Source organism: Bacillus cereus group sp. Bce041 (genome assembly GCF_052646455.1).
The window spans coordinates 639,945-666,705 of record NZ_JBQXON010000001.1 but is presented as its reverse complement, the minus strand read 5'-3'; the positions used below and the strand labels follow the sequence as shown (position 1 = coordinate 666,705).

Here is a 26,761-nt window from a genome sequence, read left to right as displayed (position 1 = left end):
TTTTATAGGGGAGTCTATACGTAAAAAAGGAGATGTAGAAATGGAATGGATATCGGTAATTGGACGGACAATGCTTTTGTATATCATCATCTTAATTATTTTTCGTCTTATGGGTAAACGTGAGATAGGAGAGCTAAGTGTATTAGATTTAGTCGTATTTATTATGCTTGGAGAAATGGCTGTAGTAGCAATTGAAAATACCGATAAATCACTTTGGCATCAATTAGTTCCGATGACTTTTCTTATGTGCATACAAATCATTTTGTCAGTCATTTCATTAAAGTTTCAACGATTTCGGCATTTAATAGAAGGTGAACCAGCAATTATTATTAATGCGGGAAAGATTGATGAAAAAAAGATGAGAAACCAACGATATAATATTGATGATTTAATGATGCAATTAAGGGAACAAGGAGTTGGAGATATTCGGGATGTAGAATATGCTATTTTGGAACCGTCTGGGAAGTTATCTGTCTTTCAAAAACAAAAAAATAAACAAGATACATTGCAGTTTACGCTTCCTCTTATTATTGATGGAGAAATTCAATCTAGTCATTTACAAATGATTGAGCATACAGATGAATGGCTTATTGAGAAATTAAAAAACTTAGGTTATAACGATATAACACAAATTTTATACTGTAGTTTTCAAAATGGACAATTTTTTGTTGATGTAAAAGAAAATTAGAGACTTATCCTTTGGAAGAGTAAGAATGATTAGTATAACTAATAATCAGTGGAGATTACCCCACTGATTAAAGTTTCACCTTATTTCAAAAATGAAAGCTTACGAATGATAGGGAGACGACTTAACTCTTCTTTTCGAATGAGTTTGAAAGTGAAGAGAAGTACGATATAAACAATTGTTGTTAAAGTGATTTCCCATAATGTTTGTATGCCAAGGGAATGAGAGAAAATAATATATTTATGAAGATAAAAACCGAAGGCGCCTGCGATACCGATGGCAAGTCCGCCGAAAATATAGTCTTTTGCGTAAATGGTAAATGTAATCTTTTTTAAAACAGTAGCGTAGTGAAGAAATGTTACTGTTACAATATTTGCAGCAATAGCAAGTGCAACCCCCATCATTTGAAACTCTGGCCTTGATGCTAGTACAAAAATAACGATTAATTTCACGATGGCACCAATAAATGTATTCATCATTGCGGCTCTTGCTAAGTTTAAAGCCTGCAAAACAGAGGTAAGTGGACTTTGGAAATAATGAAATAAAAAACAAGGCGCAAGAAGTTGAATGAATGCTGTTGCGCTGTCTGATCCATACATAAGAGTTAAAACAGGAGAAGCGAATACGTATAATATAACGACAGACCATCCGCCGGTAATTAATGAAATTCGAAGTGCTTGTTGTAAACGGTGCTCTACTAATTTATGTTGTCTTTTTGCCATTGCTTCACTAATAGAAGGAACGAGCGCTGTAGAGAGAGCGTATGTAATAAAGGCGGGTAGTGATAGGAGCGGGAATGCATAACCGTTTAATATACCGTATTGCTGGGTTGCAACAGAAGCAGCGACACCAGCGATTGCTAAGCTTTGCATAACGACAATAGGTTCAAAAAAATATGAAACGGAGCCGATTAAACGACTTCCTGTAGTTGGAAGGGCAATATCCATCAGAGAATAAAATGTCCCTTTGCTTTCCTTTACAGTAGTGAAAAATCCAGAGCGTATTGATAAATGTTTTTCTCGCTGAAATAACGTGAGTAAAAATAATAAGGATGCAACTTCACCGAGAACAGCTGATAACATAGCGCCGGCTGCAGCATATTCTATGCCGTAAGGTAAAAATAATTGAATGCATATAGCGATAATGGTAATGCGGACGACTTGTTCTAGAACTTGCGCATAAGCGCTAGGTTTCATGTTTTGTTTCCCTTGAAAGTAACCACGCAACACAGAAGAAACAGCAATAACAGGAACAACGGGCAAAATGGCCATTAATGGATAGTAGGTTCTTTCGTCGGTTAATAATGTTTTTGCTAAAATAGGTGTGAGGAACATAATTCCGATTGTTAAAATGATACTAATAACGGATGTAACAGCTAGTGATACGGTTAATATTTTTTTAACTCTTTGTTTATCGTTCACAGCTTCCGCTTCTGCTACAAATTTTGCGATTGCGACAGGAAGACCAATTTGTGTCAATGTAATTGCTAAAATGAATGTAGGAACGGCCATCATATAAAGACCAACGCCTTCTTCTCCTAAAATACGTGCCATTACTATGCGGTTGATAAAGCCGAGTATTTTTGTAATAAAGCCGGCTATCATTAAAATAAATGCGCCTTTTAAAAAGCTTTGTCTCGTCATGTTCTTCTCCTACCTTCTCAAAATCAATGGAATGATTTACAATAATTTATATGCACGTACGAGACAAGAATGACAAGCATTTAAGAGAGTGAAGTATGATAGTGCTCTTGAAAGTAGTTATTGCTGTCCATTAGAGCGGGATTAAAGCGACTTTTTCGTGCTGAAATAAGAAGGAGATGTTTATAGATGTTAGATAGAGAGGCTTTGGTAGAATCATACCGCGGACAGTTACAAGTCGTTTTAGAAAGTAAAGTAGAAGAGTTTCAAATGTTCGGTTACGACCGAGTGACAGATGATGACATTTGGAAGTTTCTTAAAGTGAAAAAGTGGAAGAAGATAGACAGCGATGTTAGATTGTATGAATTAGTTAATGACGTATTAACAGTAACAGCTAATGAATATATGACATATTTAACTGTTGAAGCTTACCAAGCGCCACTTTGGTCATTTGATGAGTACGAAAATAAATAACCGACTGCAATTGGTTTGTTCTTCCTTTTGCAGTATAATGATATGTATTGATAAAGAGGAAATAATTATGTCTAAGATTATATATAAAGGAGGTAGTGAAGAGGAAAATAAATGATGGAAGTGTAGGTAGTGTAAAAGCTTACCTATAGAGCTAGTGATGAACTAGCAAAAATTATAGAAAGGAAGTCTACTAACTAGGCGTATGCACACGTATAGCAGTGAATCGTAAGAGATTTATTGAAAGTGTTAGTAGCAGAAAGAGGGTACATATGGCAAAGCGTGGTACGAGAATTGCCGCCTTTTTCCTCATCGTCTTATTAATCGGTGGAGTAATTGGTGCGGCAGGAAAAGACATAGCAAAAGGAATTAGTCTAGGACTAGACCTTCGCGGTGGTTTTGAAATTCTGTATGAAGTAAAACCAGCCAAAAAAGGTGATAAAATCGATCGAGATGTACTTGTAAGTACAGTAGGTGCTCTTGAAAATCGTGTCAATGTTCTCGGTGTAAGTGAGCCGAACATTCAAATCGAAGGGCAAGATCGAATTCGTGTACAGCTTGCTGGTGTACAAGATCAGCAAAAAGCACGTGAAATGTTATCAACACAAGCGAAATTAACATTCCGTGATGTGGATGATAACCTTCTTATGGATGGAACGGATTTAAAAGGCGGCGGAGCGAAGCAAACATTTGATGAGCAAGGCCGTGCGAGCGTAGGTCTTACACTAAAAAGCGCTGAAAAATTCCGTGAAGTAACTGAAAAAATTTCTAAAATGCCACCACCAACGAATTTAATGGTAATTTGGCTTGACTTTGAAGAAGGAAAAGATTCGTATAAAGCAGAATCTGCAAAACCGAATCCGAAATTCTTATCAGCAGCAACAGTAAACCAAGTATTTAACCAAGCTGAAGTATCTATCGTAGGTGGAAACTTCACAGTTGAAAGTGCGAAACAACTTTCATCTTTATTAAATGCAGGTGCACTTCCTGTTGATTTAAAAGAAATGTATTCAACATCTGTTGGAGCGAAATTTGGTCAACAAGCGTTAGAGCAAACGATTTTCGCTAGTGCGATTGGTATCGCTCTTATTTTCTTATTTATGCTTGTATTCTACCGTTTACCAGGACTTGTAGCGGTTATTATGTTAGGGTTATACATTTTCGTTACATTACTTGTCTTTAACTGGATGCATGCAGTTCTTACGTTGCCAGGTATTGCAGCGTTAGTGCTCGGGGTAGGTATCGCAGTTGATGCAAATATTATTACGTACGAGAGACTGAAAGAAGAGCTGAAAATTGGTAAGTCAATGATGTCGGCATTCCGTGCTGGTAACCATCGTTCATTAGCAACAATTCTAGATGCAAACGTTACGACTCTTGCAGCAGCTGGTGTGTTATTCGTTTATGGTAATAGCTCTGTAAAAGGATTTGCAACAAGTTTAATCGTAAGTATTTTAGTTGGTTTTATTACGAACGTATTCGGTACTCGTTTCTTACTAGGTCTACTTGTAAAGAGCCGTTACTTTGATAAAAAACCAGGATATTTTGGTGTGAAACAAAAGGATATTATTCCATTAACAAAAGGTGTAGTACATCCGCCAACAAGATTTGATCGTATTAATTTCGTAAATATCGGTCATAAATTCCTTATCTTCTCGATTGTAGTTGTAATTGCGGGTGCAATTATCTTACCAATTTTCAAATTGAATCTTGGTATTGACTTTGCGAGTGGTACACGTATCGACTTGCAATCAAAACAAGCCGTTACTGTGTCTGATGTTCATAAAGATTTTAAAGAATTGAACATTGATGTGAAGGAAGAAAATATTGTACCGACTGGAGATGACAATAAAGGTTTCGCAGTTCGTACATTAGGTGTTTTATCAAAAGATGAAATTGCGAAAACAAAAACATTCTTCCACGATAAATATGGTACAGATCCAAACGTAAGTACAGTTTCACCGACAATCGGTAAAGAAATTGCACGAAATGCATTTATCGCAGTACTGATTGCTTCTGCGGTTATCATTTTATACGTAAGTATTCGTTTCCGATTTACGTATGCGTTATCTGCAGTACTTGCATTATTACATGACGCATTCGTTATGATTGTTATGTTTAGTATTTTCCAACTAGAGGTAGACTTAACGTTTATTGCTGCAGTACTAACAATCATCGGTTATTCTATTAATGACTCGATTGTTACATTTGATAGAAACCGTGAATTATACAAACAGAAAAAACGAGTGCGCGATATAAAAGATCTAGAAGAAATCGTAAATGCAAGTATTCGCCAAACGCTTGGTCGCTCGATTAACACCGTATTAACAGTGTTATTCCCAGTAATTGCACTGCTTATCTTCGGTAGTGAGTCACTACGTAACTTCTCGTTTGCGCTACTTGTTGGATTAATTGTAGGTACGTACTCTTCTGTTTTCGTTGCCTCTCAAATTTGGTTAATGCTTGAAAACCGTCGTTTGAAAAAGGGAAAAAACAAGAAGAAGGTTGAGAAAGTAGAATCTGAACCGCAAGTATAGAAAAGATGATGTCTCTTTATGAGGCATCTCTTTTTTCGTTTGTGGATACAATAAGATAGCAACTTTTTAACAGAAAGAAGATGGAAGAAAGTGGTGGTGTTATCGCTGTTTTTGTTAAAATAAAAAGATAGGTTAAGAAAAGAAGGGATTTTAATTATGGAAAAAGATGAACGTTTTAAACAGGCCGAGTTTGGTGCTATTGTCGGGATCGTTGGTAATATTATATTAGCGATTGTAAAGGCGGTAATTGGTTATATTGGGAACAGTAAAGCGCTATTAGCGGATGCCGTGCATTCTGCATCAGATGTAATAGGTTCGCTAGCTGTACTTTTTGGATTGCGAGCGGCAAAGCAGCCACCTGATGAGGATCATCCGTATGGTCATGGTAAAGCGGAATCGATTTCAGCGATTATTGTTGCGGTATTATTATTTATTGTGGGACTTGAAATCGCGATTTCGTCTATAAAAGCTTTTTCGCAAGAACTAGAACCGCCGAAAGGAATTACGATATTTGCTGTTGTTCTTTCAATCGTCGTGAAAGAAGGAATGTTTCAATATAAATTCCGATTAGGGAAAAGAGTAAACAGTGATGCAATTATTGCAAATGCATATGAGCACCGTTCGGATGTATTTTCTTCAATTGCAGCTTTAATCGGTATTTGTGCAGCTATAATAGGTGGTAAGCTTGGTATAGACTGGCTTGTATACGCTGATCCAATTGCGGGATTAGTTGTTTCACTTCTTGTTGTAAAAATGGCATGGAGCATTGGAGCGGAAGCAATTCATGCAACGCTTGACCATGTTCTTCATGAGGAGGATGTTATTCCGCTTAGAGAAGCAGTTCTTCAAGTAGATGGTGTGAAAAAAATTGGTTCTTTATATGCACGGGAGCATGGTCATTATGTTATTGTCGATATTAAAGTGTCCGTAGATCCATACATTACTGTAGAAGAAGGACACCGTATTGGAAAACATGTGAAAGAAATACTTATGAAACAAGATAATGTACAAAATGTATTCGTACATATAAATCCGTATTCTCCAAATTAAACATCATTAACATTTTAGTATATAGATATTGCATCGTAGTTTGCATTATATTGTCACCCCTTAATCTGTCTTGTATAATGAACAGGTTAAGGGGTGATTTCGTGTTACAACCGAAGACGCGTTGGAAAGAAAAAGAATATAATGACGAGCGAGTGAGTGAATTAGCAAGTAAATTACAGTTATCGCCACTTGTCGTTTCGTTATTCCTCGGTAGAGGACTCGATACAGAAGATAAGATTTTAGATTTTTTAAATACAGAAAATCAAGAATTTCATGATCCATTTTTATTAGAAGGAATGGATAGAACGGTAGAACGTGTAAATAAGGCGATTCAAAATGGAGAGCAAATATTAATATTTGGTGATTACGATGCGGACGGAGTAAGTAGTACGACAGTTTTATATCTTGCTCTTCAAGAATTAGGTGCAGAAGTAGAATTTTACATTCCAAATCGTTTTACAGAAGGGTATGGACCGAACGAAGAAGCATTTCGTTGGGCGCATAGCGCAGGGTTCTCGCTAATTATTACTGTCGATACTGGTATTGCAGCGGTACATGAAGCGAATGTAGCGAAAGAGCTTGGAATAGATCTAATTATTACAGATCACCATGAGCCACCGCCAGAATTGCCAGAAGCACTTGCGATTATACATCCGAAATTAGATGGCGGTGTATATCCGTTTCACTATTTAGCTGGTGTAGGTGTTGCGTTTAAAGTTGCGCATGCACTATTAGGCCGTGTACCAGAACATTTATTAGAGATCGCAGTAATCGGTACAGTAGCCGATTTAGTATCACTTCATGGTGAAAATAGGTTGCTAGTGAAACGCGGTTTAAAACATATGCGTATGACGAGAAATATTGGTTTGAAGGCATTGTTTAAAGTTGCTAACGTTTCGCAAAGTGAAATTACCGAAGAGAGTATTGGTTTCTCAATTGCACCTCGTATTAATGCGGTTGGGCGTTTAGAAGATGCTACGCCGGCTGTACACCTTTTATTATCAGATGATCCAGAGGAAGCGAAAGAGCTAGCTGAAGAAATTGATGAGCTGAACAAACTGCGAAAAGATATTGTAAAGCAAATTACAGAAGAGGCTATCGCTGAAGTGGAAAATAACTTCCCACCAGAAGAAAATAAAGTATTAGTACTTGCGAAAGAAGGCTGGAACCCAGGGGTAATTGGAATTGTTGCTTCGAAATTAGTTGAACGTTTTTATCGTCCGACGATTGTATTAAGCATTGATCCTATAAAAGAAACAGCAAAAGGCTCAGCACGTAGTATTGCAGGATTTGATTTGTTTGCAAATTTATCAGATTGTAGAGAGTTATTACCACACTTCGGAGGGCATCCGATGGCAGCGGGAATGACGCTACATATGAATGATGTAGATGAATTACGTCGCCGCTTAAATGAACAAGCAGATGCAATTTTAACAGAAGAAGATTTTATTCCAATTACAGCAGTTGATGTTTTTTGTAAAGTAGAGGATGTAACGCTAGCGGCAATTGAAGATATGCAAAAACTAGCCCCGTTTGGTGTTGGAAATCCGAAACCACGTATTGCAGTAAAAGATGCAGAGTTAGAAAGCATTCGCGCAATCGGATCAGATGGCTCTCATTTAAAAATGGCTCTTCGTGATGGACAAGCAACACTGGATACAATTGGATTTGGCTTTGGTGCATATGCGAAAGAAATCTCTCCAGTTGCAAAAGTATCTGTAATAGGAGAAGCGTCTATTAATGAATGGAATAACTTTAAGAAGCCACAACTAATGGTACAAGATATTGCTGTAGAGGCGTGGCAATTATTTGATTGGCGTAGTATGCGTAATGCAGAAGCAAATTTAGCAGAACTTCCGAAAGAAAAAATAACAATGGTGTATTTTTCTGAAGAGGTATTGAATAAATTTTCTTTAGAGAGCTATAAAGAAAAGCTCATGCATGCTTCAGAAGTAACGCATTTAGATGATCAATATATCGTGTTACTTGATTTACCAAAAGGAACAGATGAATTACGTGAGCTATTTAAGGTAGGATTCCCAGCGCGAATTTATACGCTATTTTATCAAGAGAATAACCACTTATTTAGTACAGTTCCGACGAGAGAACACTTTAAATGGTACTATTCTTTCTTAAGCCAAAAAACACCATTTTCTTTAAGACAATATGGAGAACAACTATGTCGTCATAAAGGTTGGTCAAAAGATACAGTAAATTTCATGACACAGGTGTTTTTTGAGTTAGAATTTGTTACAATAAAAGATGGCGTCATTTTTATGGCAGACAAAAAACAAAAGCGTGATTTAATTGAATCGAACACATATCGTGAGAAAATGAACCACTTACAATTAGAAAAAGAATTGGTTTATAGCACATATCAGCAACTATATACATGGTTTGAAACGATTCGTAATCATAAAGAAGTAGAACAGTTAGGGTAAAGGATTTGTATTTACAAACCTTTTAGATCTGAGGAGGATTCAGAAATATGGATTTCAAGCAACATATCGCAATTGTACCGGATTATCCGAAAGAAGGTATTGTGTTTAAAGACATTACACCTTTAATGAATGACGGTAAAGCATACAAAGCAGCAACAGACGCAATCGTTGAGTACGCAAAAGAAAGAGATATCGATGTTGTAGTAGGACCAGAAGCTCGTGGTTTCATTATCGGTTGCCCAGTTTCTTATGCGTTAGAAGTAGGATTTGCGCCAGTTCGTAAATTAGGAAAATTACCACGTGAAGTAATTACAGTTGACTACGGTAAAGAATATGGTAAAGACGTTTTAACAATCCATAAAGATGCAATTAAGCCAGGTCAACGCGTATTAATTACAGATGATCTATTAGCTACAGGTGGAACAATCGAAGCGACAATTAAGTTAGTTGAAGAGCTAGGCGGAGTTGTAGCAGGAATTGCATTCTTAGTAGAACTTACTTACTTAGATGGTCGTAAAATGTTAGATGGTTACGATGTATTAGTATTAGAAAAATACTAATCACTATATAGGTAAAACTACGGTGATAAAAAGTACCCGTGAATCTCTTGGAGAGGAGCGGGTACTTTTGTATAATTGAACAAAAAATTATGGTGAAATGTCAGTAAAATCTTTTCCTTTTCACAATTCACAATCATTGGGTTATAATGATAGAATATAATTTATTCTATTAAATAAAGATAAAGTCAATTTTCAATAAAAGGTGATTCGATGGCAAATGAGCAGGTACTAACAGCTGAACAGGTACTCGAGAAAGCAAGTCAATATTTAGCGGATGAAGATATTGAGCTAGTGGCACGTGCCTATGAATATGCACGTGATGCGCATAGCGAACAATATAGAAAATCGGGTGAACCGTATATTATTCATCCGATTCAAGTTGCAGGTATTTTAGTTGATTTACACATGGATCCAGCTACGGTATCAGCAGGTTTCTTACATGATGTAGTGGAAGATACAGAGATTACGTTAGAAGATATTGAACGGGAATTTAACAAAGAAATTGCTATGCTTGTTGATGGCGTTACAAAGCTTGGGAAGATCAAATATAAATCTCACGAACAACAACAAGCAGAAAACCATCGCAAAATGTTTATTGCAATGGCTCAAGATATTCGAGTTATTTTAATTAAACTAGCTGATCGTCTTCATAACATGCGTACATTGAAACATTTGCCTCAAGAGAAGCAGCGTCGCATAGCGAATGAAACGTTAGAAATCTTTGCACCTTTGGCACATAGACTCGGAATTAGTACTATTAAATGGGAGCTAGAGGATACGTCACTTCGCTATTTAAATCCACAACAATATTATCGTATTGTAAATTTAATGAAGCGTAAACGTGCAGAACGTGAAGAATATTTAGACGAAGTAATGACTGGTATTCGTGAGAAATTAAAAGAAGTTGCAATTCAACCTGAGATTTCTGGAAGACCGAAACATATTTACAGTATTTATCGTAAAATGGCACTGCAAAATAAGCAGTTCAATGAAATTTACGATTTATTAGCTGTACGTGTCGTTGTAAATAGTATTAAAGATTGTTATGCTGTGCTTGGAATTATTCATACGTGCTGGAAGCCGATGCCAGGTCGTTTTAAAGATTATATTGCAATGCCAAAAGCAAATCTATATCAATCTCTTCATACGACTGTAATTGGACCGAAAGGTGATCCACTTGAAGTGCAAATTCGTACGAAAGAAATGCACGAAATTGCAGAATTCGGGATCGCGGCACACTGGGCATACAAAGAAGGAAAAACAGCAGAAACAACAGGTACATTAGAGAAGAAACTCACATGGTTCCGTCAAATATTAGAATGGCAAAATGAAGCTTCTAATGCAGAAGAATTTATGGAGTCATTAAAAATTGATTTATTCTCTGACATGGTATTCGTCTTTACACCGAAAGGCGATGTAATGGAATTACCACTTGGATCTGTTCCGATTGATTTCGCGTATCGTGTCCATTCGGAAATTGGGAATAAAACAATTGGTGCAAAAGTAAACGGGAAAATGGTGACGCTGGATTATAAATTAAAAACAGGCGACATCATTGAAATTTTAACGTCGAAACATTCATATGGCCCAAGCCAGGATTGGGTAAAACTTGCTCAAACATCTCATGCGAAAAATAAAATTCGTCAATTCTTTAAGAAACAACGTAGAGACGAAAATATTGAAAAAGGCCGTGAACTTGTTGAAAAGGAAGTACGTGGTCTAGAGTATGAGATGAAAGAAGTATTGGCGCCGGATAACTTAAAACGCGTCGCTGAGAAATTTAACTTTGCAAATGAAGAAGATATGTTTGCAGCAGTTGGATATAGCGGAATTACAGCTTCGCAAATTGTTACGCGACTAACGGACAAGTTCCGCAAACAACGCGAAGAAGAAGAAATTGTTGAAGTTAAAGAAGTCCGTAAACCGATGAAAATTCGAAAATGGGATTCTGGTGTAAAGGTAAGCGGTGCTGATAATTTATTAATCCGTTTATCGAAATGCTGTAACCCAGTTCCGGGCGATGATATCGTTGGGTATATTACGAAAGGCCGAGGTGTATCAATTCACCGCCGTGATTGTGTAAATGTTCATACAGAAGAAGCTGTAGAACGATTATTAGAGGTAGAGTGGGAAGGTAGCCCTGAAAAAGAAATTGAGTATAACGTTGATATTGAAATTTCAGGTTACGATCGCCGCGGTTTATTAAATGAAGTACTGCAAGCTGTTACAGAGACGAAAACATACATTTCAGCTGTTTCTGGTAGAAGTGACCGTAATAAGATGGCAACAATTAATATGTCAATCTCGATTCGTAACTTACAACACTTGAAAAAAGTAGTAGAACGCATTAAACGCGTTCCAGAAATTTATGCAGTACGACGCATGATGCATTAATAGGGAGTGTAGAAAGATGAGAGTTGTTTTACAACGATCAAAGAAAGCGTCTGTCACAGTAGACGGTGAGATCGTAGGACAAATTCCGTTCGGTTTAACATTACTAGTTGGCATTACGCACGAAGATACAGAAAAAGATGCAACTTACATTGCGGAAAAAATTGCAAACTTACGTATTTTTGAAGATGAGAGCGGAAAGATGAATCATTCTGTACTTGATGTAGAAGGACAAGTTCTATCTATTTCGCAATTCACATTATACGGAGATTGCCGCAAGGGCAGACGTCCAAACTTTATGGATGCTGCGAAACCTGATTATGCAGAGCGTTTATACGATTTCTTTAATGAAGAAGTTCGTAAACAAGGATTACATGTGGAAACAGGGAAGTTTGGAGCAATGATGGACGTTTCTTTAATCAATGATGGTCCGGTGACCTTAATTGTAGAAAGTAAATAGTGTTCATAAAAAAGAGAGGGTTATATAATCCTCTCTTTTTTATACATTGTTGTATGTTTTGTTCATTTATTTGGAATCAATAGCAGTTTCGGTTATGTATAACTCTCTCATCAATATGGAACAATAAAAAGTAAAACATCCATATTGAATGTGAGGGATATACGTATGCGTATGAATGAAAAAGGGCATTCTGTTACAAATGGTGCAAATCAACTGTTTAACGTGAATTTTCATGATTTTATTTCAAAAGAGCAAAACAATACTTCAATGGAGCTTGCTTCGGAGTTTGGGATTTCTCTTCAAGATGTAAAGCGTTTAAAGAAGCAGATTGAACGTTCTTAGAGCACTTGACAATCCTACTTAACAAACGTATAGTAATTTTATATTTACATATGAATATAACCGTTGATAGAGAAGAGTAAATGAGACACACATGGAAAGAGAAGGAATGTCTTAGGCTGAAAACATTTCTGCATGATGACTGATTGAATGACACTCTAGAGGTTTCAACTTGAACGGCATATATGCTTAGTAGGGATGAACGCATATTTAAGCGTTATTAAAAAAGTGGAAGCATACGTGCTTCAATTAGGGTGGCACCACGGGTATAATACTCTCGTCCCTACTGTTTAAACAGTAGAGGCGGGAGTTTTTTTATTTTTATTAAGATTAAAACAATTTGAGGAGGAACTGAATATGTCTATTCAAATCCCACGCGGAACGCAAGATATTCTTCCAGGCACTGTTGAGTTATGGCAGTATATCGAAGGGCAAGCACGCGAAATTTGCCGTCGTTACAATTATAAAGAAATTCGTACACCGATTTTTGAACACACTGAGCTATTTTTACGCGGTGTTGGTGATACGACAGATATCGTACAAAAAGAAATGTACTCATTCCAAGATCGTGGAGAGCGTAGCTTAACATTACGTCCAGAAGGTACTGCACCTGTTGTACGTTCTTACGTTGAAAATAAAATGTTTGGTGATGCGACACAACCAACGAAATTATACTATATCGGTCAAATGTTCCGTTATGAAAGACCACAAGCAGGTCGCTATCGTCAATTCGTACAATTCGGTATCGAAGCAATCGGCAGTAATGACCCTGCAATTGATGCAGAAGTAATTGCACTTGCTGTTGAATTTTACCGCGGCATGGGCTTAAAAAATATTAAAGTTGTATTAAACAGTTTAGGTGACGCAGCGAGCCGTCAAGCACACCGTGATGCATTAATCGCACACTTTGAGCCACGTATCGGCGAATTCTGTTCTGACTGTCAATCTCGCTTAGAAAAGAACCCACTTCGAATTTTAGACTGTAAGAAAGACCGTAACCATGAATTAATGGGAACAGCACCATCTATTACAGAATACTTAAACGAAGATTCAGCAGTATACTATGACAAAGTTCAAGAACTATTAACGATGATGGATGTTCCATTTGAAAAAGATCCGAACTTAGTGCGTGGTTTAGACTACTATCAACACACTGTTTTTGAAATTATGAGTGAGGCAGAAGGTTTCGGTGCGATCACTACATTAAGCGGTGGTGGCCGTTATAACGGACTTGTACAAGAAATCGGTGGACCAGAAATGCCAGGTATCGGTTTTGCAATGAGTATTGAACGTTTAATTATGGCGCTAAAAGCTGAAAACATTGAATTACCACTTGAACATAGCATTGATTGTTACGTTGTAGCGCTTGGCGAAAAAGCGAAAGACCATGCTGCAAAAGTTGCGTTCGATCTTCGTAAAGCTGGATTGTCAGTTGAAAAAGATTATTTAGATCGCAAAATGAAAGCACAATTTAAATCAGCAGATCGTCTAAAGGCGAAATTTGTAGCTGTATTAGGAGAAGATGAGCTAGATAAAGGCATCATTAACTTAAAAGATATGGCAACAGGTGAACAAGAAGAAGTAGCGTTAGATGTATTTGCTTCATACGTAGCAGAGAAATTAATATAGGGGGAACTTACAGTGGCTGAAAGAACACATGCATGTGGAAAAGTAACAGTAGAAGCTGTTGGACAAACAGTTCAATTAAAAGGTTGGGTACAAAAACGCCGTGACTTAGGTGGATTAGTCTTTATCGATTTACGTGACCGTACAGGTATCGTACAAGTTGTATTTAACCCAGAAACATCAAAAGAAGCGTTAGAAGTAGCAGAAACAATTCGTAGCGAATACGTATTACACGTAGAAGGTACAGTTGTTGAACGTGGTGAAGGCGCAATTAATGACAATATGGCAACTGGTCGTATTGAAGTACAAGCAACAAAAGTAAATGTACTAAATGCAGCGAAAACAACGCCAATTATCATTGCTGATGATACAGATGCATCAGAAGATGTGCGTTTAAAATATCGTTATTTAGACTTACGTCGTCCTGTAATGTTCAACACATTCAAAATGCGTCACGACGTAACAAAAACAATTCGTAACTTCTTAGATACAGAAGAGTTCTTAGAAGTAGAAACACCAATTTTAACGAAAAGCACGCCAGAAGGAGCTCGTGACTATTTAGTGCCAAGTCGTGTACATGATGGTGAATTCTATGCATTACCACAGTCACCACAGTTATTTAAACAGCTTCTTATGGTCGGCGGATTTGAGCGTTACTATCAAGTAGCACGTTGTTTCCGTGATGAAGATTTACGTGCGGATCGTCAACCAGAATTCACGCAAATCGATATCGAAGCTTCATTCTTAACACAAGATGAAATTTTAGATATGATGGAGCGTATGATGACGAAAGTTATGAAGGATGCAAAAGGTGTAGAAGTGAGTGCACCATTCCCTCGTATGAAATATGCTGATGCAATGGCTCGCTACGGTTCTGATAAGCCAGATACACGCTTTGAAATGGAACTAACAGACTTATCTGAGTTTGCAGCAGATTGTGGCTTTAAAGTGTTTACAAGTGCTGTAGAAAGCGGCGGACAAGTAAAAGCAATTAATGCAAAAGGTGCTGCAAGTAAATATTCTCGTAAAGACATCGATGCATTAACTGAATTCGTGAAAGTATACGGTGCAAAAGGTCTAGCTTGGCTTAAAGTTGAAGAAGACGGCCTAAAAGGACCGATTGCGAAATTCTTCGGTGAAGAAGATGCAAATGTGTTAATGAGCACATTAGAAGCTACTGCTGGCGACTTATTACTATTCGTAGCAGATAAGAAGAGCGTTGTTGCAGATAGCTTAGGCGCACTTCGTTTACGTCTAGGTAAAGAGCTTGAGTTAATTGATGAAAGTAAATTTAACTTCCTATGGGTAACTGATTGGCCACTACTTGAGTACGATGAAGATGCAGATCGTTACTTCGCAGCTCACCACCCATTCACAATGCCATTCCGTGAAGACGTTGAGTTACTAGAAACAGCACCAGAAAAAGCACGTGCACAAGCATATGACCTTGTATTAAACGGTTATGAGCTTGGTGGTGGATCACTTCGTATTTACGAGCGTGACGTACAAGAAAAAATGTTCAAAGCACTTGGATTCTCACAAGAAGAAGCGCAAGAGCAATTCGGATTCTTATTAGAAGCATTCGAATACGGTACACCACCACACGGCGGAATCGCATTAGGTTTAGATCGTCTTGTTATGTTACTTGCAGGCCGTACGAACCTTCGTGATACAATTGCATTCCCGAAAACAGCAAGCGCAAGCTGCTTATTAACAGAAGCTCCAAGCCCAGTTGCAGAAGCGCAGCTTGAAGAACTGAACTTAAAATTAAGCTTGAAAGAAGAGAAGTAAGAATAGGGTCTAGATGGTTATACTATAACCGTCTAGACTTTTTTTGAGAGGTTGTTTAAAAAGTTCGGTTTAGATAACTGTCGCATCTCATCGTTGCTTCGCCAGTCCGGTGCTCGAGTAGTGTTTCTACACTGCGCTCCTCCTGGCTTCAGCGCCTCGATCTGCTCGGTTCTCTAAATCCTCCTTTTTAAACGTGTATTGAAAGGAAGTTTAAAAAGTCTGGTTCAGATAACTGTCGCATCCCATCGTTGCTTCGCCAGTCCGGTGCTCGAGTAGTGTTTCTACACTGCGCTCCTCCTGGCTTCAGCGCCTCGATCTGCTCGGTTCTCTAAATCCTCTTTTTTAAACGTGTATTTAGGAAGAAATAAAATTCTGGTCTATGTTTTCATTCTCGAAATATGTATTTTTAGGAATTCTATAACTTTTTCTATACAAATAGTCGGAAAAACGCTAGAATACATGGTAGACCATTTTTGTAATAGGAGTGTAGAGCTGAATGTTACATCAATTTTCACGTAATGAATTAGCCTTCGGTAAAGAAGGACTTGAAATATTAAAAAATAGTACAGTCGGTATTTTAGGAATTGGCGGTGTAGGTTCTTTTGCAGCTGAAGCGTTAGCACGTTCTGGCGTAGGACGTCTCGTATTAGTTGATAAAGACGTTGTAGATATTACAAACGTAAACCGTCAAATTCACGCTTTAGTATCTACTGTAGGACGTTCAAAAGTAGAATTAATGAAAGAGCGTATCGCGGACATTAACCCAGAGTGTGAAGTAATTGGACTAGAAATGTTTTATACAGATGAAACATATGAAGAGTTCTTTAAGTACGGTTTAGACTTTGTAGTGGATGCATCTGATACGATTACGTTCAAAATTCATTTAATTAAACAATGTTTACGTCGTAAAATTAAAATTATCTCAAGTATGGGTGCAGCGAATAAAATGGACCCAACTCGTTTCCGTATTGCGGACATCTCTAAAACACATACAGATCCAATTGCGAAAGTCATTCGTACGAAGCTTCGTAAAGAGGGTATTAAAAAAGGTGTAAAAGTTGTCTTCTCTGACGAAAACCCAATCGTAATTCGTGAAGAAGTACGTAAAGAAATTGTACCAGACGAGAATGCAAAAATTCGTAAGGCGAAATTACCGCCTTCATCAAATGCATTCGTACCATCTGTGGCAGGCTTAATTATGGCAAGTCACGTTGTACGTGAACGCATTAAAAACGTAGAAGTGAAACGTGTAGGGCAAGAATAAAAGAAAAGCATATATCCATTTTGGATATATGCTTTTTTATATGTATTAAAGAAATATGAATATTTGCATCACTACTAGTTCAAATGTAAGTAAGGTTAGTAAGCAATAATCATATTTATCTGATTTATAGGCGGATGTCTTTTTTAGACTGTTAATGGTGAAAAGAGCTAAAGTTAGGACGAGAAGGCCAAGAGTTATTTTGAAGATTATTAATGAAATAGCAACCATCTCCCTTTAAAGGTATATGTTTATAATAACATTTTAGTAAAAAATATCCAATCTGTTTTAGGAGTTTCCTTGTATGACAAGGAGGAATGTTATTGTCAATCTTTGTCGTTAAATCGATATCCTTTATTGAATCGTTGATATATTGTAAGTTGTGATAGATATATTTGAAAAATCGTTGATATATTGCAAGTTATGATAGATATATTCGAAAAACCGTTAATATAATTTCATTTACCGATATCTATATATGATTCACCGAAAACAAACAGGGATGTCACTCAGTTAAAAAAGTGACATCCCTGTTTTTAATTCTCTGCAGAATAAATAATATCTAAATTCCCATTTTGATCGGTTTTGAAAATCGGGGCAATTTGCTCTTCTTGCTCTTCGACTGAAACAAGTTTTCGAGCACGATCCATAATTCGAACAAGCATCGCGTAATCTTCTTCGATTGCTTGTTGTTTTTTTGTGAGTACCGCTAATTTCGTTTCAAGTTCATGATTCGTTTTTTGCAGAGAGGTGAGTTGAGCTTGTAATACATCATTTTCAGTTTGCAACTTTGCAAGTGAAGGATTGTTATGTTCTAAATTTTGTAAAAATGAAATGACATTTTGCATTGTAAGATCTTGTTTACTTGGCGTAATATCTTCTGAAAAATCGGCGTCAATTACGAGTTGTTTCGTTTTCTTGAACCGATTTTTTTCTATATTAGCTTCAGAACGTTTTAATTCTTTACGTTGTTTTTTTGCAAGCTGCACCGCATCTTCGTAATTCGGTCTTACTTCAGCATTCCATCTAAAGCCGCAAGCTGCTGAAGTCCGGTTCAACGCATCGCCAACTTCATCAAATGCTTTTATTTGTGTACTTCCACTGCGAATATGTCGTAAAACAGTTTCTGCTAAAAGGAGATCATCTTCTTTTGTCCATGCATCTTGACGTGTTTTCATAAGCGAAGCCTCCATAATGGTGACGTTTTCGTTTATGTTACCCTTTATTTTTCGTTTTATTCGAAGTTTGTAATCTTTCATAAACAGTAGAAAGTGCTTGCTCAAATTTTCCTGTCGTTTTCGGTTTATAATATTGCTTGCTTTTTATTTTATCAGGTAAGTATTGTTGCCTTACCCAGCCGTTTGGATGGTCGTGCGGATATAAATATCCAATGCCTCTTCCAAGTGATTCTGCGCCTTTGTAATGACTATCTTTTAAATGGCTTGGAATGTCACCTGTTTGACCGTTGCGTAAATCGTGTAATGCAGCATCAAGTGCTTTATAAGCTGAATTTGATTTTGGTGATAAGCATAGCTCGATAACGGCATTTGCAAGTGGGATGCGTGCTTCTGGGAATCCAACTCGTTCAGCTGATTCAATTGCAGCTAGTGTACGTGGTCCAGCTTGTGGGCTAGCAAGTCCAATATCTTCATAAGCCATAATAAGAAGGCGTCTGCCAATGCTTTGTAAATCACCTGCTTCAATAAGGCGTGCTAAATAATGGAGTGCTGCATTTACATCACTTCCGCGCACTGATTTTTGAAATGCTGATAATACATCATAATGAGCATCGCCGCCTTTGTCGTGGACGAAGCTCTTCTTTTGTAAGCATTCTTCTGCAATCTCGAGTGTGATTTCAGCCGCTTGGTCGTCTGTAGTAAAGCTAGATAATACAGCAAGCTCAAGTGCGTTATAAGCGGAACGCATATCACCACCAGAGGCGTTTGCAAAGTGATGTAGTGCTTCATCTGTTACCGTTACTGCATATTCTCCAAGCCCTTTTTCTTTATCTTCTAAAGCTCTTTTTAACCCAATTAAAATATCTTCTTCTGTTAGTGCGTGTAATTCGAAAATTTGACACCTGCTTCGAATAGCGGAGTTTATTGCATGGAATGGATTACTTGTCGTAGCACCAATTAAAGTAAGAAGTCCGCTTTCTAAGTGAGGTAATAGAAAGTCTTGCTTTGCTTTATCTAGACGGTGAACTTCATCTAAAATTAAAACGAGGTGTCGATGCATCTTCGCTTCTTGTACGACAACTTCCATATCTTTTTTATTGTGAGTAACAGCGTTCAATAGACGAAACGGGGTACCGGTACTTCCTGCAATTGCACTGGCAATGGATGTTTTTCCTGTACCTGGAGGACCGTATAAAATCATAGATTGAAAATGATTGGCTTGGACCATTCGCCATAAAATCTTTCCTTCACCAACTAAATGTTGTTGCCCAATAATTTCTTGAATATTTGTAGGGCGCATTCGATGTGCGAGTGGTTGTTTCATTTGGACCGTCTCCCTTAATATATAATCTCGTTCTATCGTATCATTTTTTTCTACGGAATTTAAAATAGGATGCTGTTTTATGGGAAAAATGAAGGTTAATATTTTCATTTTTCTTTCAATTGTAATAATTTCCGAGTTTTTCAATGTGATTTTATGTTATCATTTTGATACACAAGTTGAAATTTCTTATAATACTATATTATGCTATAATTTCATAGGATTTTAAATTGTGTTCTTTTTATAAATAAGATATAACCAATAGAAGTGAAAATTTGAAAAGAGGTGCAAAATAGATGAAGATTTCAACAAAAGGCCGCTATGGCTTAACAATTATGATTGATCTTGCAAAAAAGTTTGGTGAAGGTCCGATTTCATTAAAATCAATTGCGCAGGCGCATGACTTATCCGAGCATTACTTAGAGCAATTAATTTCACCACTTCGTAACGCTCGTCTTGTAAAGAGTACGCGCGGGGCATACGGCGGATATGTATTATCTGATCAACCGGCTAACATTACAGCTGGGGATGTAATCCGTGTATTAGAGGGACCGATTAGTGTTGTAGAAATGATAGAAGAAGAAGAGCCAGCACAGCGCCAGTTATGGATGCGTGTTCGTGATGCGGTGCAAGAAGTGTTAGATAGTACAACGTTAGAAGATTTAGTACGTTATGAGGAAGAAAATCACGGGGGCTATATGTTTTACATTTAATTCCTTGTGAAACGATTTGGAAAGAAGGAGATTTAATGGAACGCATTTACTTAGATCATGCTGCGACATCTCCGACTCACCCAGAAGTGGTCGAAAAGATGATTCCATATATGACAGAAATATTCGGGAACCCGTCTAGTATTCACTTTTATGGACGTCAAACGCGCCATGCAGTAGATGAGGCGAGACGAGTGTGTGCACGCAGCATTCATGCGAATCCGAATGAAATTATATTTACGAGCGGTGGTACAGAAGCTGATAATTTAGCGCTTATCGGTGTAGCACGTGCGAACCGTCATAAAGGTAACCACATAATAACGACGCAAATTGAACATCATGCGATTTTGCATACGTGCGAATTGTTAGAGCGTGAAGGGTTTGAAGTGACATATTTACCTGTCGATGAAACAGGGCTTATTCAAGTTTCTGACATACAAAAGGCATTAACAGAAGAGACGATTCTTGTATCTGTTATGTTTGGGAATAATGAAGTAGGGACAATGCAACCAATTGTGGAAATAGGAAAGTTGCTAAAAGATCATCAAGCTTATTTCCATACAGATGCGGTACAAGCTTACGGTTTAGTAGAAATTAATGTGAAAGAGTTTGGAATTGATTTATTATCAATTTCAGCTCATAAAATTAATGGGCCAAAAGGTGTAGGGTTCTTATACGCTGGTGCAAATGTGAAATTTGAACCGTTATTAATAGGCGGAGAGCAAGAAAGAAAACGCCGTGCTGGTACGGAAAATGTGCCTAGTATTGCTGGGCTTCAGCATGCAATTCTTATAGCTGAAAAAACTCGTGAGCAAAAAAATGCCCAATATGAAGAGTTTAAAGATATAATGGTATCTGTCTTCAAAAATGAAGGCATTACTTTCGAGGTAAACGGAAACTTAGAACATCGCTTACCGCATGTACTTAATGTAAGTTTTACAGGAATGAACATTGAACCATTTCTTGTGAACTTAGACCTTGCTGGCATTGCAGTATCAAGCGGTTCTGCTTGTACAGCTGGTTCGATTGATCCATCACATGTATTAGTAGCGATGTTTGGAAAAGACTCCGATCAAATACGTTCATCCGTACGCTTTAGTTTTGGACTTGGAAATACGAAAGAGCAAATTGAAAAAGCGGCGTACGAAACAGTGAAAATCGTGAAGCGATTAACACAAAATTAGCATGGGAGGTGACATGATGAACAAACTACCTCACGAAACACGCGTTGTCATCGGAATGTCCGGTGGCGTCGATTCATCTGTAGCAGCACTTTTATTAAAAGAGCAAGGTTATGATGTAATCGGAATTTTTATGAAAAACTGGGATGATACAGATGAGAATGGTGTCTGCACAGCAACAGAAGATTACAATGATGTAATTGAAGTGTGTAACCAAATTGGTATTCCGTATTATGCAGTAAACTTTGAAAAACAATACTGGGATAAAGTATTTACGTACTTCTTAGATGAGTATCGAGCTGGTCGTACACCAAACCCAGATGTAATGTGTAATAAAGAAATTAAATTTAAAGCATTTTTAGAGCATGCAATTGCGCTTGGTGCGGATTATGTGGCAACAGGCCATTATGCACGCGTTGCTTATATGGACGGCGAATATAAAATGCTTCGCGGCGTTGATGACAATAAAGATCAAACATATTTCTTAAATCAATTAAGCCAAGAGCAATTATCAAAAACAATGTTCCCGTTAGGTGAATTAAAGAAACCGCAAATTCGTGAAATGGCGAAAGAAGCTGGCTTAGCGACAGCGGCGAAAAAAGATAGTACAGGTATTTGCTTCATTGGTGAGCGTAACTTTAAGGATTTCTTAAGTAACTACTTACCGGCACAACCAGGTGTAATGCAAACATTATCTGGTGAAGTGAAAGGGAAGCATGACGGTTTAATGTATTATACAATTGGACAACGTCATGGCCTTGGAATTGGTGGTAATGGTGATCCATGGTTTGCTGTTGGGAAAAATCTAAAAGAAAACATTTTATATGTTGATCAAGGATTCCATAACGAACTTCTATATGGTGATGAAGTTATTGCTACGAATGTAGGATGGGTAAGTAACAAAGAAAAAGAAACCGAATTTAAGTGCACGGCGAAATTCCGTTATCGTCAAGAAGACAATAAAGTAACGGTTCAAATCGTTGATGAAAATACAGTTCGTATTCTTTGTGATGAGCCAATTCGTGCAATTACACCAGGACAAGCAGTCGTTTTCTATGATGGAGATGAGTGCTTAGGCGGTGCTACAATTGATGAAGTATACCGTAGTGGTAAGAAATTGGATTATTTAGGATAAACGAGAAGCCTCTGCCGATTAGCGGTTAGAGGTTTCTTTTACATAAAGCGAATTTTCGTTCGCTTGGAAAATACATTCTTTGTTATAATTTGTTGTAGAGGTGAAGGACATGTCAAACAAACTTGAAACAGGTATTCAATATATGCAAGAAGGAAACTGGGAAGAAGCAGCTAAAAATTTTACAGAAGCAATCGAAGAAAATCCGAAAGATGCGCTTGGATACATTAATTTTGCAAATTTATTAGACGTATTAGGTGATAGCGAGCGAGCGATTTTATTTTATAAACGCGCACTAGAGTTAGATGATAAATCTGCAGCTGCCTATTATGGTTTAGGAAATGTATATTATGGCCAAGAGCAATTTACTGAGGCGAAAGCTGTATTTGAACAAGCAATGCAAGCTGGATTACAATCAGCTGATGTAACATTTATGTTAGGTATCACACATGTACAGCTTGGAAATGATCGTCTTGCACTACCATTCTTACAAAGAGCAACAGAATTAGATGAAAACGATGTAGAAGCTGTATTCCAGTGCGGACTTTGCTTCGCGCGATTAGAACATGTTCAAGAGGCGAAACCTTATTTTGAAAAGGTATTAGAAATGGATGAAGAGCATGCAGATGCGTATTACAATTTAGGTGTTGCGTACGTATTTGAGGAAAATAATGAGAAGGCTCTCGCTTTATTTAAGAAAGCAACTGAAATTCAGCCAGATCACTTTTTAGCGGGTAATGGCGTTCGTTTATTAGAGCAAGAAGCTGAATAAGATAAAAATATAGTTTAATGGGTAGTTATCCCTCATCTAAAAAGGTGGGGGATGTACTGCTCATTAAAGTGAAAATATCGGAAAGGAGAGGAAAGATGGGAAATCAACATGCAATGGATTTGTTTGAGGAAGAGAAAAAGTTTATAAAAGCGCAAGTTCTTCATACCATTTTCCACAACGAAGAAAACCTCTATTCCGTTGTCAGTATGAAAGTCATTGAAACGAATGAAACGTATGACGAAAAGAAAGTAATGATAAACGGTCATTTTCCCCGCATGCATGAAGATGAAGTGTTTACATTGACAGGTCATTTTAAGGACCATCCAAAGTATGGAAAACAATATATGGTTGAAACATTTAAAAAAGAATTGCCGCAAACAAAAGCAGGTATGGTGCAATATTTAGCGAGTGATTTATTTAAAGGGATAGGAAAACGTACAGCTGAAAAAATTGTGGACCATCTCGGAGAACATGCTATTTCTAAAATTATGGATGACCCTGAGGCGTTAAATGGTGTTGTTAATAAACAAAAGGCTCAGGAAATATATGAGACAATTGTTGAACATCAAGGATTAGAGAAAGTAATGAGCTTTTTAAATGGCTACGGTTTTGGAACGAAACTTTCTATTAAGATTTACCAGCAATATAAAGAGATGACATTAGAAGTGATTCGTAATAATCCGTATCAACTTATTGAAGAAGTGGACGGGATTGGTTTTGGAAGAGCGGATGATATAGGGCGTGCGTTAGGGATATCGGGTAATCATGACGACCGTGTACGAGCGGGATGTTTTTACACATTAGAGAATGTCTCATTACAACTTGGTCATGTTTATATGAGGAAAGATCAACTTGTAAGAGAAACGATGTCACTTTTAAACAATCAAGAAGGAAGAGTGACTGAGGAAGATATTATAGGTTGTATTGAAACGATGCAAAGTGAAGGGAAAGTCATCATAGAAGAAGAACGAGTGTATTTAGCGACGTTATTCTACTCTGAAAAAGGTGTTGTAAAGTCTATTCGCAGGCTTATGAATCAAGAAGAAACACCTTCATTTCCAGAAGCGGAAGTGTTAAAAACGTTAGGTGAAATTGAAGAACAACTGAACGTACAATATGCACCGTTTCAGCAAGAAGCAATTCAAACGGCACTTCATAAACCGATGATGTTATTGACAGGTGGACCAGGAACAGGGAAAACAACAGTTATTAAAGGGATTGTTGAAATGTATGCGTCACTTCACGGATTATCGTTAAATCCGAATGAATACAGTGATGATAATCCATTTCCAATACTATTAACAGCTCCAACAGGAAGAGCAGCGAAGCGGATGAGTGAATCGACAGGACTTCCAGCTTGCACAATTCACCGTTTACTTGGTTGGACGCCAGAAGGATCTTTCCAGCGTAATGAAACGGATCCTGTCCAAGGTAAGCTCCTTATTATCGATGAATTTTCAATGGTTGATATTTGGCTTGCAAATCAGCTATTTAAGTCGTTGCCGACGAATATTCAAGTTATCGTTGTAGGTGATGAAGATCAGTTGCCATCTGTAGGACCTGGACAAGTATTAAAAGATTTATTAAATGCAGGCGCAGTTCCGACAGTGAAGCTTACTGAAATTTATCGTCAAGCGGAAGGCTCATCAGTGATTCAACTTGCCCATGCGATAAAAAATGGAACTCTACCACCAGATTTAGCGCAAAACAAAAAAGATCGTTCGTTTATCAGCTGTACAGGGGCTCAAATTGTTGAGGTTGTGAAAAAAGTTTGCGAAAATGCTAAAACAAAAGGCTTTAGTGCAAGGGATGTTCAAGTATTAGCACCGATGTACCGCGGGCCTGCTGGTATTAATGTATTAAACGAAGCGCTGCAACAAGTATTTAATCCGAAGAGGGAAAAGAGTAAAGAAATTGCTTACGGTGATGTTGTGTACCGAAGAGGTGATAAAGTACTGCAACTCGTGAATCAGCCGGAGAGCCAAGTGTTTAATGGTGATATTGGGGAAATTGTTTCGGTGTTTTATGCAAAAGAAAACGTTGAGCAACAAGATATGATTATCGTTTCATTTGATGGAATTGAGGTAACGTATACGAAGCCCGATTTAAATCAAATTACGCATGCATATTGTTGTTCCATTCATAAATCACAAGGTAGTGAATTTCCGATTGTTATTATGCCAATCGTGAAAAGTTACAACCGTATGTTACGTCGTAATTTAATTTACACGGGTATTACAAGAAGTAAGAAGTTCCTTATTATTTGCGGGGAGGAAGCAGCTTTCCAATCTGGTGTAAATCGCCTTGATGATGCAATGCGTCAAACAACTTTAGCTAGTCGCTTGCAAGAATCACAAGGAGAAGTACAGATGGTCACAGTTAATGGCGAGGAAATGGACGTGGAAAACATTTCACCGTATGATTTCATGTAACAAGGTGAAATTATATAGTGAAACTTTCAAACGCATAGCGTTGAAAGGCTCCAGTAATGTATAAATGAATGCAGTTTGGACATAATGGCGAATAGAATCTGGGAGACTGTAAGGAGATGAAAGCCATATGTTCATTTGTCCAAATTGCAAAGGGAAAGACATTGGAAAAATAGGTGTCAACCAATTTTATTGCTGGAATTGTTATATCGAATTATCGGTTTCAAAGGGGAAAATCCATACACATCAAGTTGAGGAAGACGGTTCATTAAGCTCTCTTGATGATTTATTTGATGAGAATGAAAGAACGATCGGATAACGAAAAGGGGGATTTACTTTGAATCTACGCAATTCATTAATCGCATTAGGTGTTGGAGCTGCAGCATATCAATATGCTCGTAAACAAGATGTATTTTCAAAACGCAATATGAAAAAAGCACGTAAGATGATTAAGTCTTACTTATAATCATTTCGATAAATTGAAAAACTCCCTTGTAGACAAGGGAGTTTTTTTATGCACCCATATGCAAATAAAAAAGTCCGATCTCTGAGAAAAGATAAGATAGACCGTAGCAGCCAACGCCAAGTATTCCATACTGCCATAATTGCTTCGCTTTTTCTTTACGTGAGGAATGAATAAAGAACCCCTTCCAAATACCGAACCCGATACAAATCCATTCAAGAATCATAAAAAGTGCTGATAATCCAAGCATAAACAAAACCATAATTAGCCCTCCTGATTATATTAATTCATGCTGTATTCTCAGGGGTGGTTGTCCTTGTTAT

23 protein-coding genes and 1 other annotated feature are annotated in these 26,761 nt (G+C 37.4%); of the genes, 19 read left to right on the top strand and 4 right to left on the bottom strand.

Translation table 11 applies throughout. From position 1 onward, the window contains the following. Positions 1-40: 40 nt before the first annotated feature. Positions 41-688 carry a DUF421 domain-containing protein gene (locus tag ACUN13_RS03485; RefSeq protein WP_000454838.1) on the top strand — a complete coding sequence of 216 codons (648 nt, stop codon included), beginning with the start codon at positions 41-43 and terminating at the stop codon, positions 686-688. 80 nt (positions 689-768) lie between these two features. On the opposite strand, the gene spoVB is transcribed toward ACUN13_RS03485, so the two are convergent. After that, positions 769-2,328: a stage V sporulation protein B gene (gene spoVB, locus ACUN13_RS03480; RefSeq protein WP_000198301.1), complete on the bottom strand. Its 1,560-nt coding sequence runs from the start codon at positions 2,326-2,328 to the stop codon at positions 769-771. A gap of 186 nt (positions 2,329-2,514) precedes the next feature. Here spoVB and ACUN13_RS03475 point away from each other — a divergent pair, with 186 nt between their 5' ends. The 11 genes from ACUN13_RS03475 to ACUN13_RS03425 all read left to right on the top strand — a co-directional run bounded on the left by ACUN13_RS03475 (position 2,515) and on the right by ACUN13_RS03425 (position 17,255). Then, positions 2,515-2,799 carry a post-transcriptional regulator gene (locus ACUN13_RS03475; protein ID WP_000886980.1) on the top strand — a complete coding sequence of 95 codons (285 nt, stop codon included), beginning with the start codon at positions 2,515-2,517 and terminating at the stop codon, positions 2,797-2,799. A 269-nt stretch (positions 2,800-3,068) separates the two neighbouring features. Then, on the top strand, positions 3,069-5,333 hold the full coding sequence (gene secDF / locus ACUN13_RS03470) for a protein translocase subunit SecDF (RefSeq protein ID WP_001119066.1): 2,265 nt from the start codon (positions 3,069-3,071) through the stop codon (positions 5,331-5,333). Positions 5,334-5,489: 156 nt separating this feature from the next. Further along, positions 5,490-6,383, top strand: a complete 894-nt coding sequence (locus ACUN13_RS03465; protein ID WP_000409743.1) for a cation diffusion facilitator family transporter — start codon at positions 5,490-5,492, stop codon at positions 6,381-6,383. Between the two features lie 101 nt (positions 6,384-6,484). After that, positions 6,485-8,824 (top strand): single-stranded-DNA-specific exonuclease RecJ, encoded by a 2,340-nt coding sequence (recJ, locus tag ACUN13_RS03460; RefSeq protein WP_000941231.1) that lies wholly within the window; start codon positions 6,485-6,487, stop codon positions 8,822-8,824. 47 nt (positions 8,825-8,871) lie between these two features. Further along, complete coding sequence (locus ACUN13_RS03455; RefSeq protein WP_000346215.1) at positions 8,872-9,384, top strand: adenine phosphoribosyltransferase; 513 nt, start codon at positions 8,872-8,874, stop codon at positions 9,382-9,384. Positions 9,385-9,594: 210 nt separating this feature from the next. Next, complete coding sequence (relA, locus tag ACUN13_RS03450) at positions 9,595-11,778, top strand: GTP diphosphokinase (protein WP_001262795.1); 2,184 nt, start codon at positions 9,595-9,597, stop codon at positions 11,776-11,778. Positions 11,779-11,794: 16 nt separating this feature from the next. Beyond that, positions 11,795-12,235, top strand: coding sequence for a D-tyrosyl-tRNA(Tyr) deacylase (locus ACUN13_RS03445; protein WP_001266965.1), 441 nt, complete (start codon positions 11,795-11,797; stop codon positions 12,233-12,235). A gap of 165 nt (positions 12,236-12,400) precedes the next feature. After that, positions 12,401-12,577 carry a hypothetical protein gene (locus ACUN13_RS03440; protein WP_001242605.1) on the top strand — a complete coding sequence of 59 codons (177 nt, stop codon included), beginning with the start codon at positions 12,401-12,403 and terminating at the stop codon, positions 12,575-12,577. 54 nt (positions 12,578-12,631) lie between these two features. Further along, positions 12,632-12,862, top strand: a binding site (T-box leader). Positions 12,863-12,931: 69 nt separating this feature from the next. Further along, a complete protein-coding gene (gene hisS / locus ACUN13_RS03435) occupies positions 12,932-14,203 on the top strand; it encodes a histidine--tRNA ligase (protein ID WP_000027084.1) in 1,272 nt (423 codons plus the stop codon). 12 nt (positions 14,204-14,215) lie between these two features. Then, complete coding sequence (aspS, locus tag ACUN13_RS03430; RefSeq protein WP_445423662.1) at positions 14,216-15,991, top strand: aspartate--tRNA ligase; 1,776 nt, start codon at positions 14,216-14,218, stop codon at positions 15,989-15,991. Between the two features lie 496 nt (positions 15,992-16,487). After that, positions 16,488-17,255: a tRNA threonylcarbamoyladenosine dehydratase gene (locus ACUN13_RS03425; protein WP_000903179.1), complete on the top strand. Its 768-nt coding sequence runs from the start codon at positions 16,488-16,490 to the stop codon at positions 17,253-17,255. Between the two features lie 533 nt (positions 17,256-17,788). Here the strand turns inward: ACUN13_RS03425 and ACUN13_RS03420 are convergent. Next, on the bottom strand, positions 17,789-18,430 hold the full coding sequence (locus ACUN13_RS03420) for an RsfA family transcriptional regulator (RefSeq protein WP_017657184.1): 642 nt from the start codon (positions 18,428-18,430) through the stop codon (positions 17,789-17,791). Positions 18,431-18,467: 37 nt separating this feature from the next. Then, positions 18,468-19,754: a replication-associated recombination protein A gene (locus tag ACUN13_RS03415; RefSeq protein ID WP_000812943.1), complete on the bottom strand. Its 1,287-nt coding sequence runs from the start codon at positions 19,752-19,754 to the stop codon at positions 18,468-18,470. Positions 19,755-20,047: 293 nt separating this feature from the next. On the opposite strand from ACUN13_RS03415, the gene cymR reads away from it, so the two are divergent. The 7 genes from cymR (at position 20,048) to ACUN13_RS03380 (ending at position 26,441) form a co-directional block, all read left to right on the top strand. After that, a complete protein-coding gene (gene cymR / locus ACUN13_RS03410; RefSeq protein WP_000704116.1) occupies positions 20,048-20,464 on the top strand; it encodes a cysteine metabolism transcriptional regulator CymR in 417 nt (138 codons plus the stop codon). Positions 20,465-20,499: 35 nt separating this feature from the next. After that, complete coding sequence (locus ACUN13_RS03405) at positions 20,500-21,645, top strand: cysteine desulfurase family protein (protein WP_000439881.1); 1,146 nt, start codon at positions 20,500-20,502, stop codon at positions 21,643-21,645. A gap of 16 nt (positions 21,646-21,661) precedes the next feature. Next, positions 21,662-22,777, top strand: coding sequence for a tRNA 2-thiouridine(34) synthase MnmA (gene mnmA / locus ACUN13_RS03400; protein WP_001038010.1), 1,116 nt, complete (start codon positions 21,662-21,664; stop codon positions 22,775-22,777). Positions 22,778-22,886: 109 nt separating this feature from the next. Then, positions 22,887-23,546 (top strand): tetratricopeptide repeat protein, encoded by a 660-nt coding sequence (locus ACUN13_RS03395; RefSeq protein ID WP_000066409.1) that lies wholly within the window; start codon positions 22,887-22,889, stop codon positions 23,544-23,546. Positions 23,547-23,641: 95 nt separating this feature from the next. Next, complete coding sequence (recD2, locus tag ACUN13_RS03390) at positions 23,642-25,978, top strand: SF1B family DNA helicase RecD2 (RefSeq protein WP_000528082.1); 2,337 nt, start codon at positions 23,642-23,644, stop codon at positions 25,976-25,978. Positions 25,979-26,105: 127 nt separating this feature from the next. Further along, positions 26,106-26,294 (top strand): hypothetical protein, encoded by a 189-nt coding sequence (locus tag ACUN13_RS03385; RefSeq protein WP_000469281.1) that lies wholly within the window; start codon positions 26,106-26,108, stop codon positions 26,292-26,294. An 18-nt stretch (positions 26,295-26,312) separates the two neighbouring features. Then, on the top strand, positions 26,313-26,441 hold the full coding sequence (locus ACUN13_RS03380) for a YrzQ family protein (protein ID WP_001053553.1): 129 nt from the start codon (positions 26,313-26,315) through the stop codon (positions 26,439-26,441). Positions 26,442-26,487: 46 nt separating this feature from the next. Here the strand turns inward: ACUN13_RS03380 and ACUN13_RS03375 are convergent, their stop codons facing one another. After that, positions 26,488-26,700, bottom strand: coding sequence for a hypothetical protein (locus ACUN13_RS03375; RefSeq protein WP_000242535.1), 213 nt, complete (start codon positions 26,698-26,700; stop codon positions 26,488-26,490). Between the last annotated feature and the right edge of the window lie 61 nt (positions 26,701-26,761).

Excerpts from the sequence above, each read along its gene's own strand:
- ACUN13_RS03485 (WP_000454838.1), top strand. The coding sequence starts at position 41 with ATGGAATGGATATCGGTAATTGGACGGACAATGCTTTTGTATATCATC.
- spoVB (WP_000198301.1), bottom strand. The coding sequence starts at position 2,328 with ATGACGAGACAAAGCTTTTTAAAAGGCGCATTTATTTTAATGATAGCC.
- ACUN13_RS03475 (WP_000886980.1), top strand. The coding sequence starts at position 2,515 with ATGTTAGATAGAGAGGCTTTGGTAGAATCATACCGCGGACAGTTACAA.
- secDF (WP_001119066.1), top strand. The coding sequence starts at position 3,069 with ATGGCAAAGCGTGGTACGAGAATTGCCGCCTTTTTCCTCATCGTCTTA.
- ACUN13_RS03465 (WP_000409743.1), top strand. The coding sequence starts at position 5,490 with ATGGAAAAAGATGAACGTTTTAAACAGGCCGAGTTTGGTGCTATTGTC.
- ACUN13_RS03455 (WP_000346215.1), top strand. The coding sequence starts at position 8,872 with ATGGATTTCAAGCAACATATCGCAATTGTACCGGATTATCCGAAAGAA.
- relA (WP_001262795.1), top strand. The coding sequence starts at position 9,595 with ATGGCAAATGAGCAGGTACTAACAGCTGAACAGGTACTCGAGAAAGCA.
- ACUN13_RS03445 (WP_001266965.1), top strand. The coding sequence starts at position 11,795 with ATGAGAGTTGTTTTACAACGATCAAAGAAAGCGTCTGTCACAGTAGAC.
- ACUN13_RS03440 (WP_001242605.1), top strand. The coding sequence starts at position 12,401 with ATGCGTATGAATGAAAAAGGGCATTCTGTTACAAATGGTGCAAATCAA.
- hisS (WP_000027084.1), top strand. The coding sequence starts at position 12,932 with ATGTCTATTCAAATCCCACGCGGAACGCAAGATATTCTTCCAGGCACT.
- ACUN13_RS03425 (WP_000903179.1), top strand. The coding sequence starts at position 16,488 with ATGTTACATCAATTTTCACGTAATGAATTAGCCTTCGGTAAAGAAGGA.
- ACUN13_RS03420 (WP_017657184.1), bottom strand. The coding sequence starts at position 18,430 with ATGAAAACACGTCAAGATGCATGGACAAAAGAAGATGATCTCCTTTTA.
- ACUN13_RS03415 (WP_000812943.1), bottom strand. The coding sequence starts at position 19,754 with ATGAAACAACCACTCGCACATCGAATGCGCCCTACAAATATTCAAGAA.
- cymR (WP_000704116.1), top strand. The coding sequence starts at position 20,048 with ATGAAGATTTCAACAAAAGGCCGCTATGGCTTAACAATTATGATTGAT.
- ACUN13_RS03405 (WP_000439881.1), top strand. The coding sequence starts at position 20,500 with ATGGAACGCATTTACTTAGATCATGCTGCGACATCTCCGACTCACCCA.
- mnmA (WP_001038010.1), top strand. The coding sequence starts at position 21,662 with ATGAACAAACTACCTCACGAAACACGCGTTGTCATCGGAATGTCCGGT.
- ACUN13_RS03395 (WP_000066409.1), top strand. The coding sequence starts at position 22,887 with ATGTCAAACAAACTTGAAACAGGTATTCAATATATGCAAGAAGGAAAC.
- recD2 (WP_000528082.1), top strand. The coding sequence starts at position 23,642 with ATGGGAAATCAACATGCAATGGATTTGTTTGAGGAAGAGAAAAAGTTT.
- ACUN13_RS03385 (WP_000469281.1), top strand. The coding sequence starts at position 26,106 with ATGTTCATTTGTCCAAATTGCAAAGGGAAAGACATTGGAAAAATAGGT.
- ACUN13_RS03375 (WP_000242535.1), bottom strand. The coding sequence starts at position 26,700 with ATGGTTTTGTTTATGCTTGGATTATCAGCACTTTTTATGATTCTTGAA.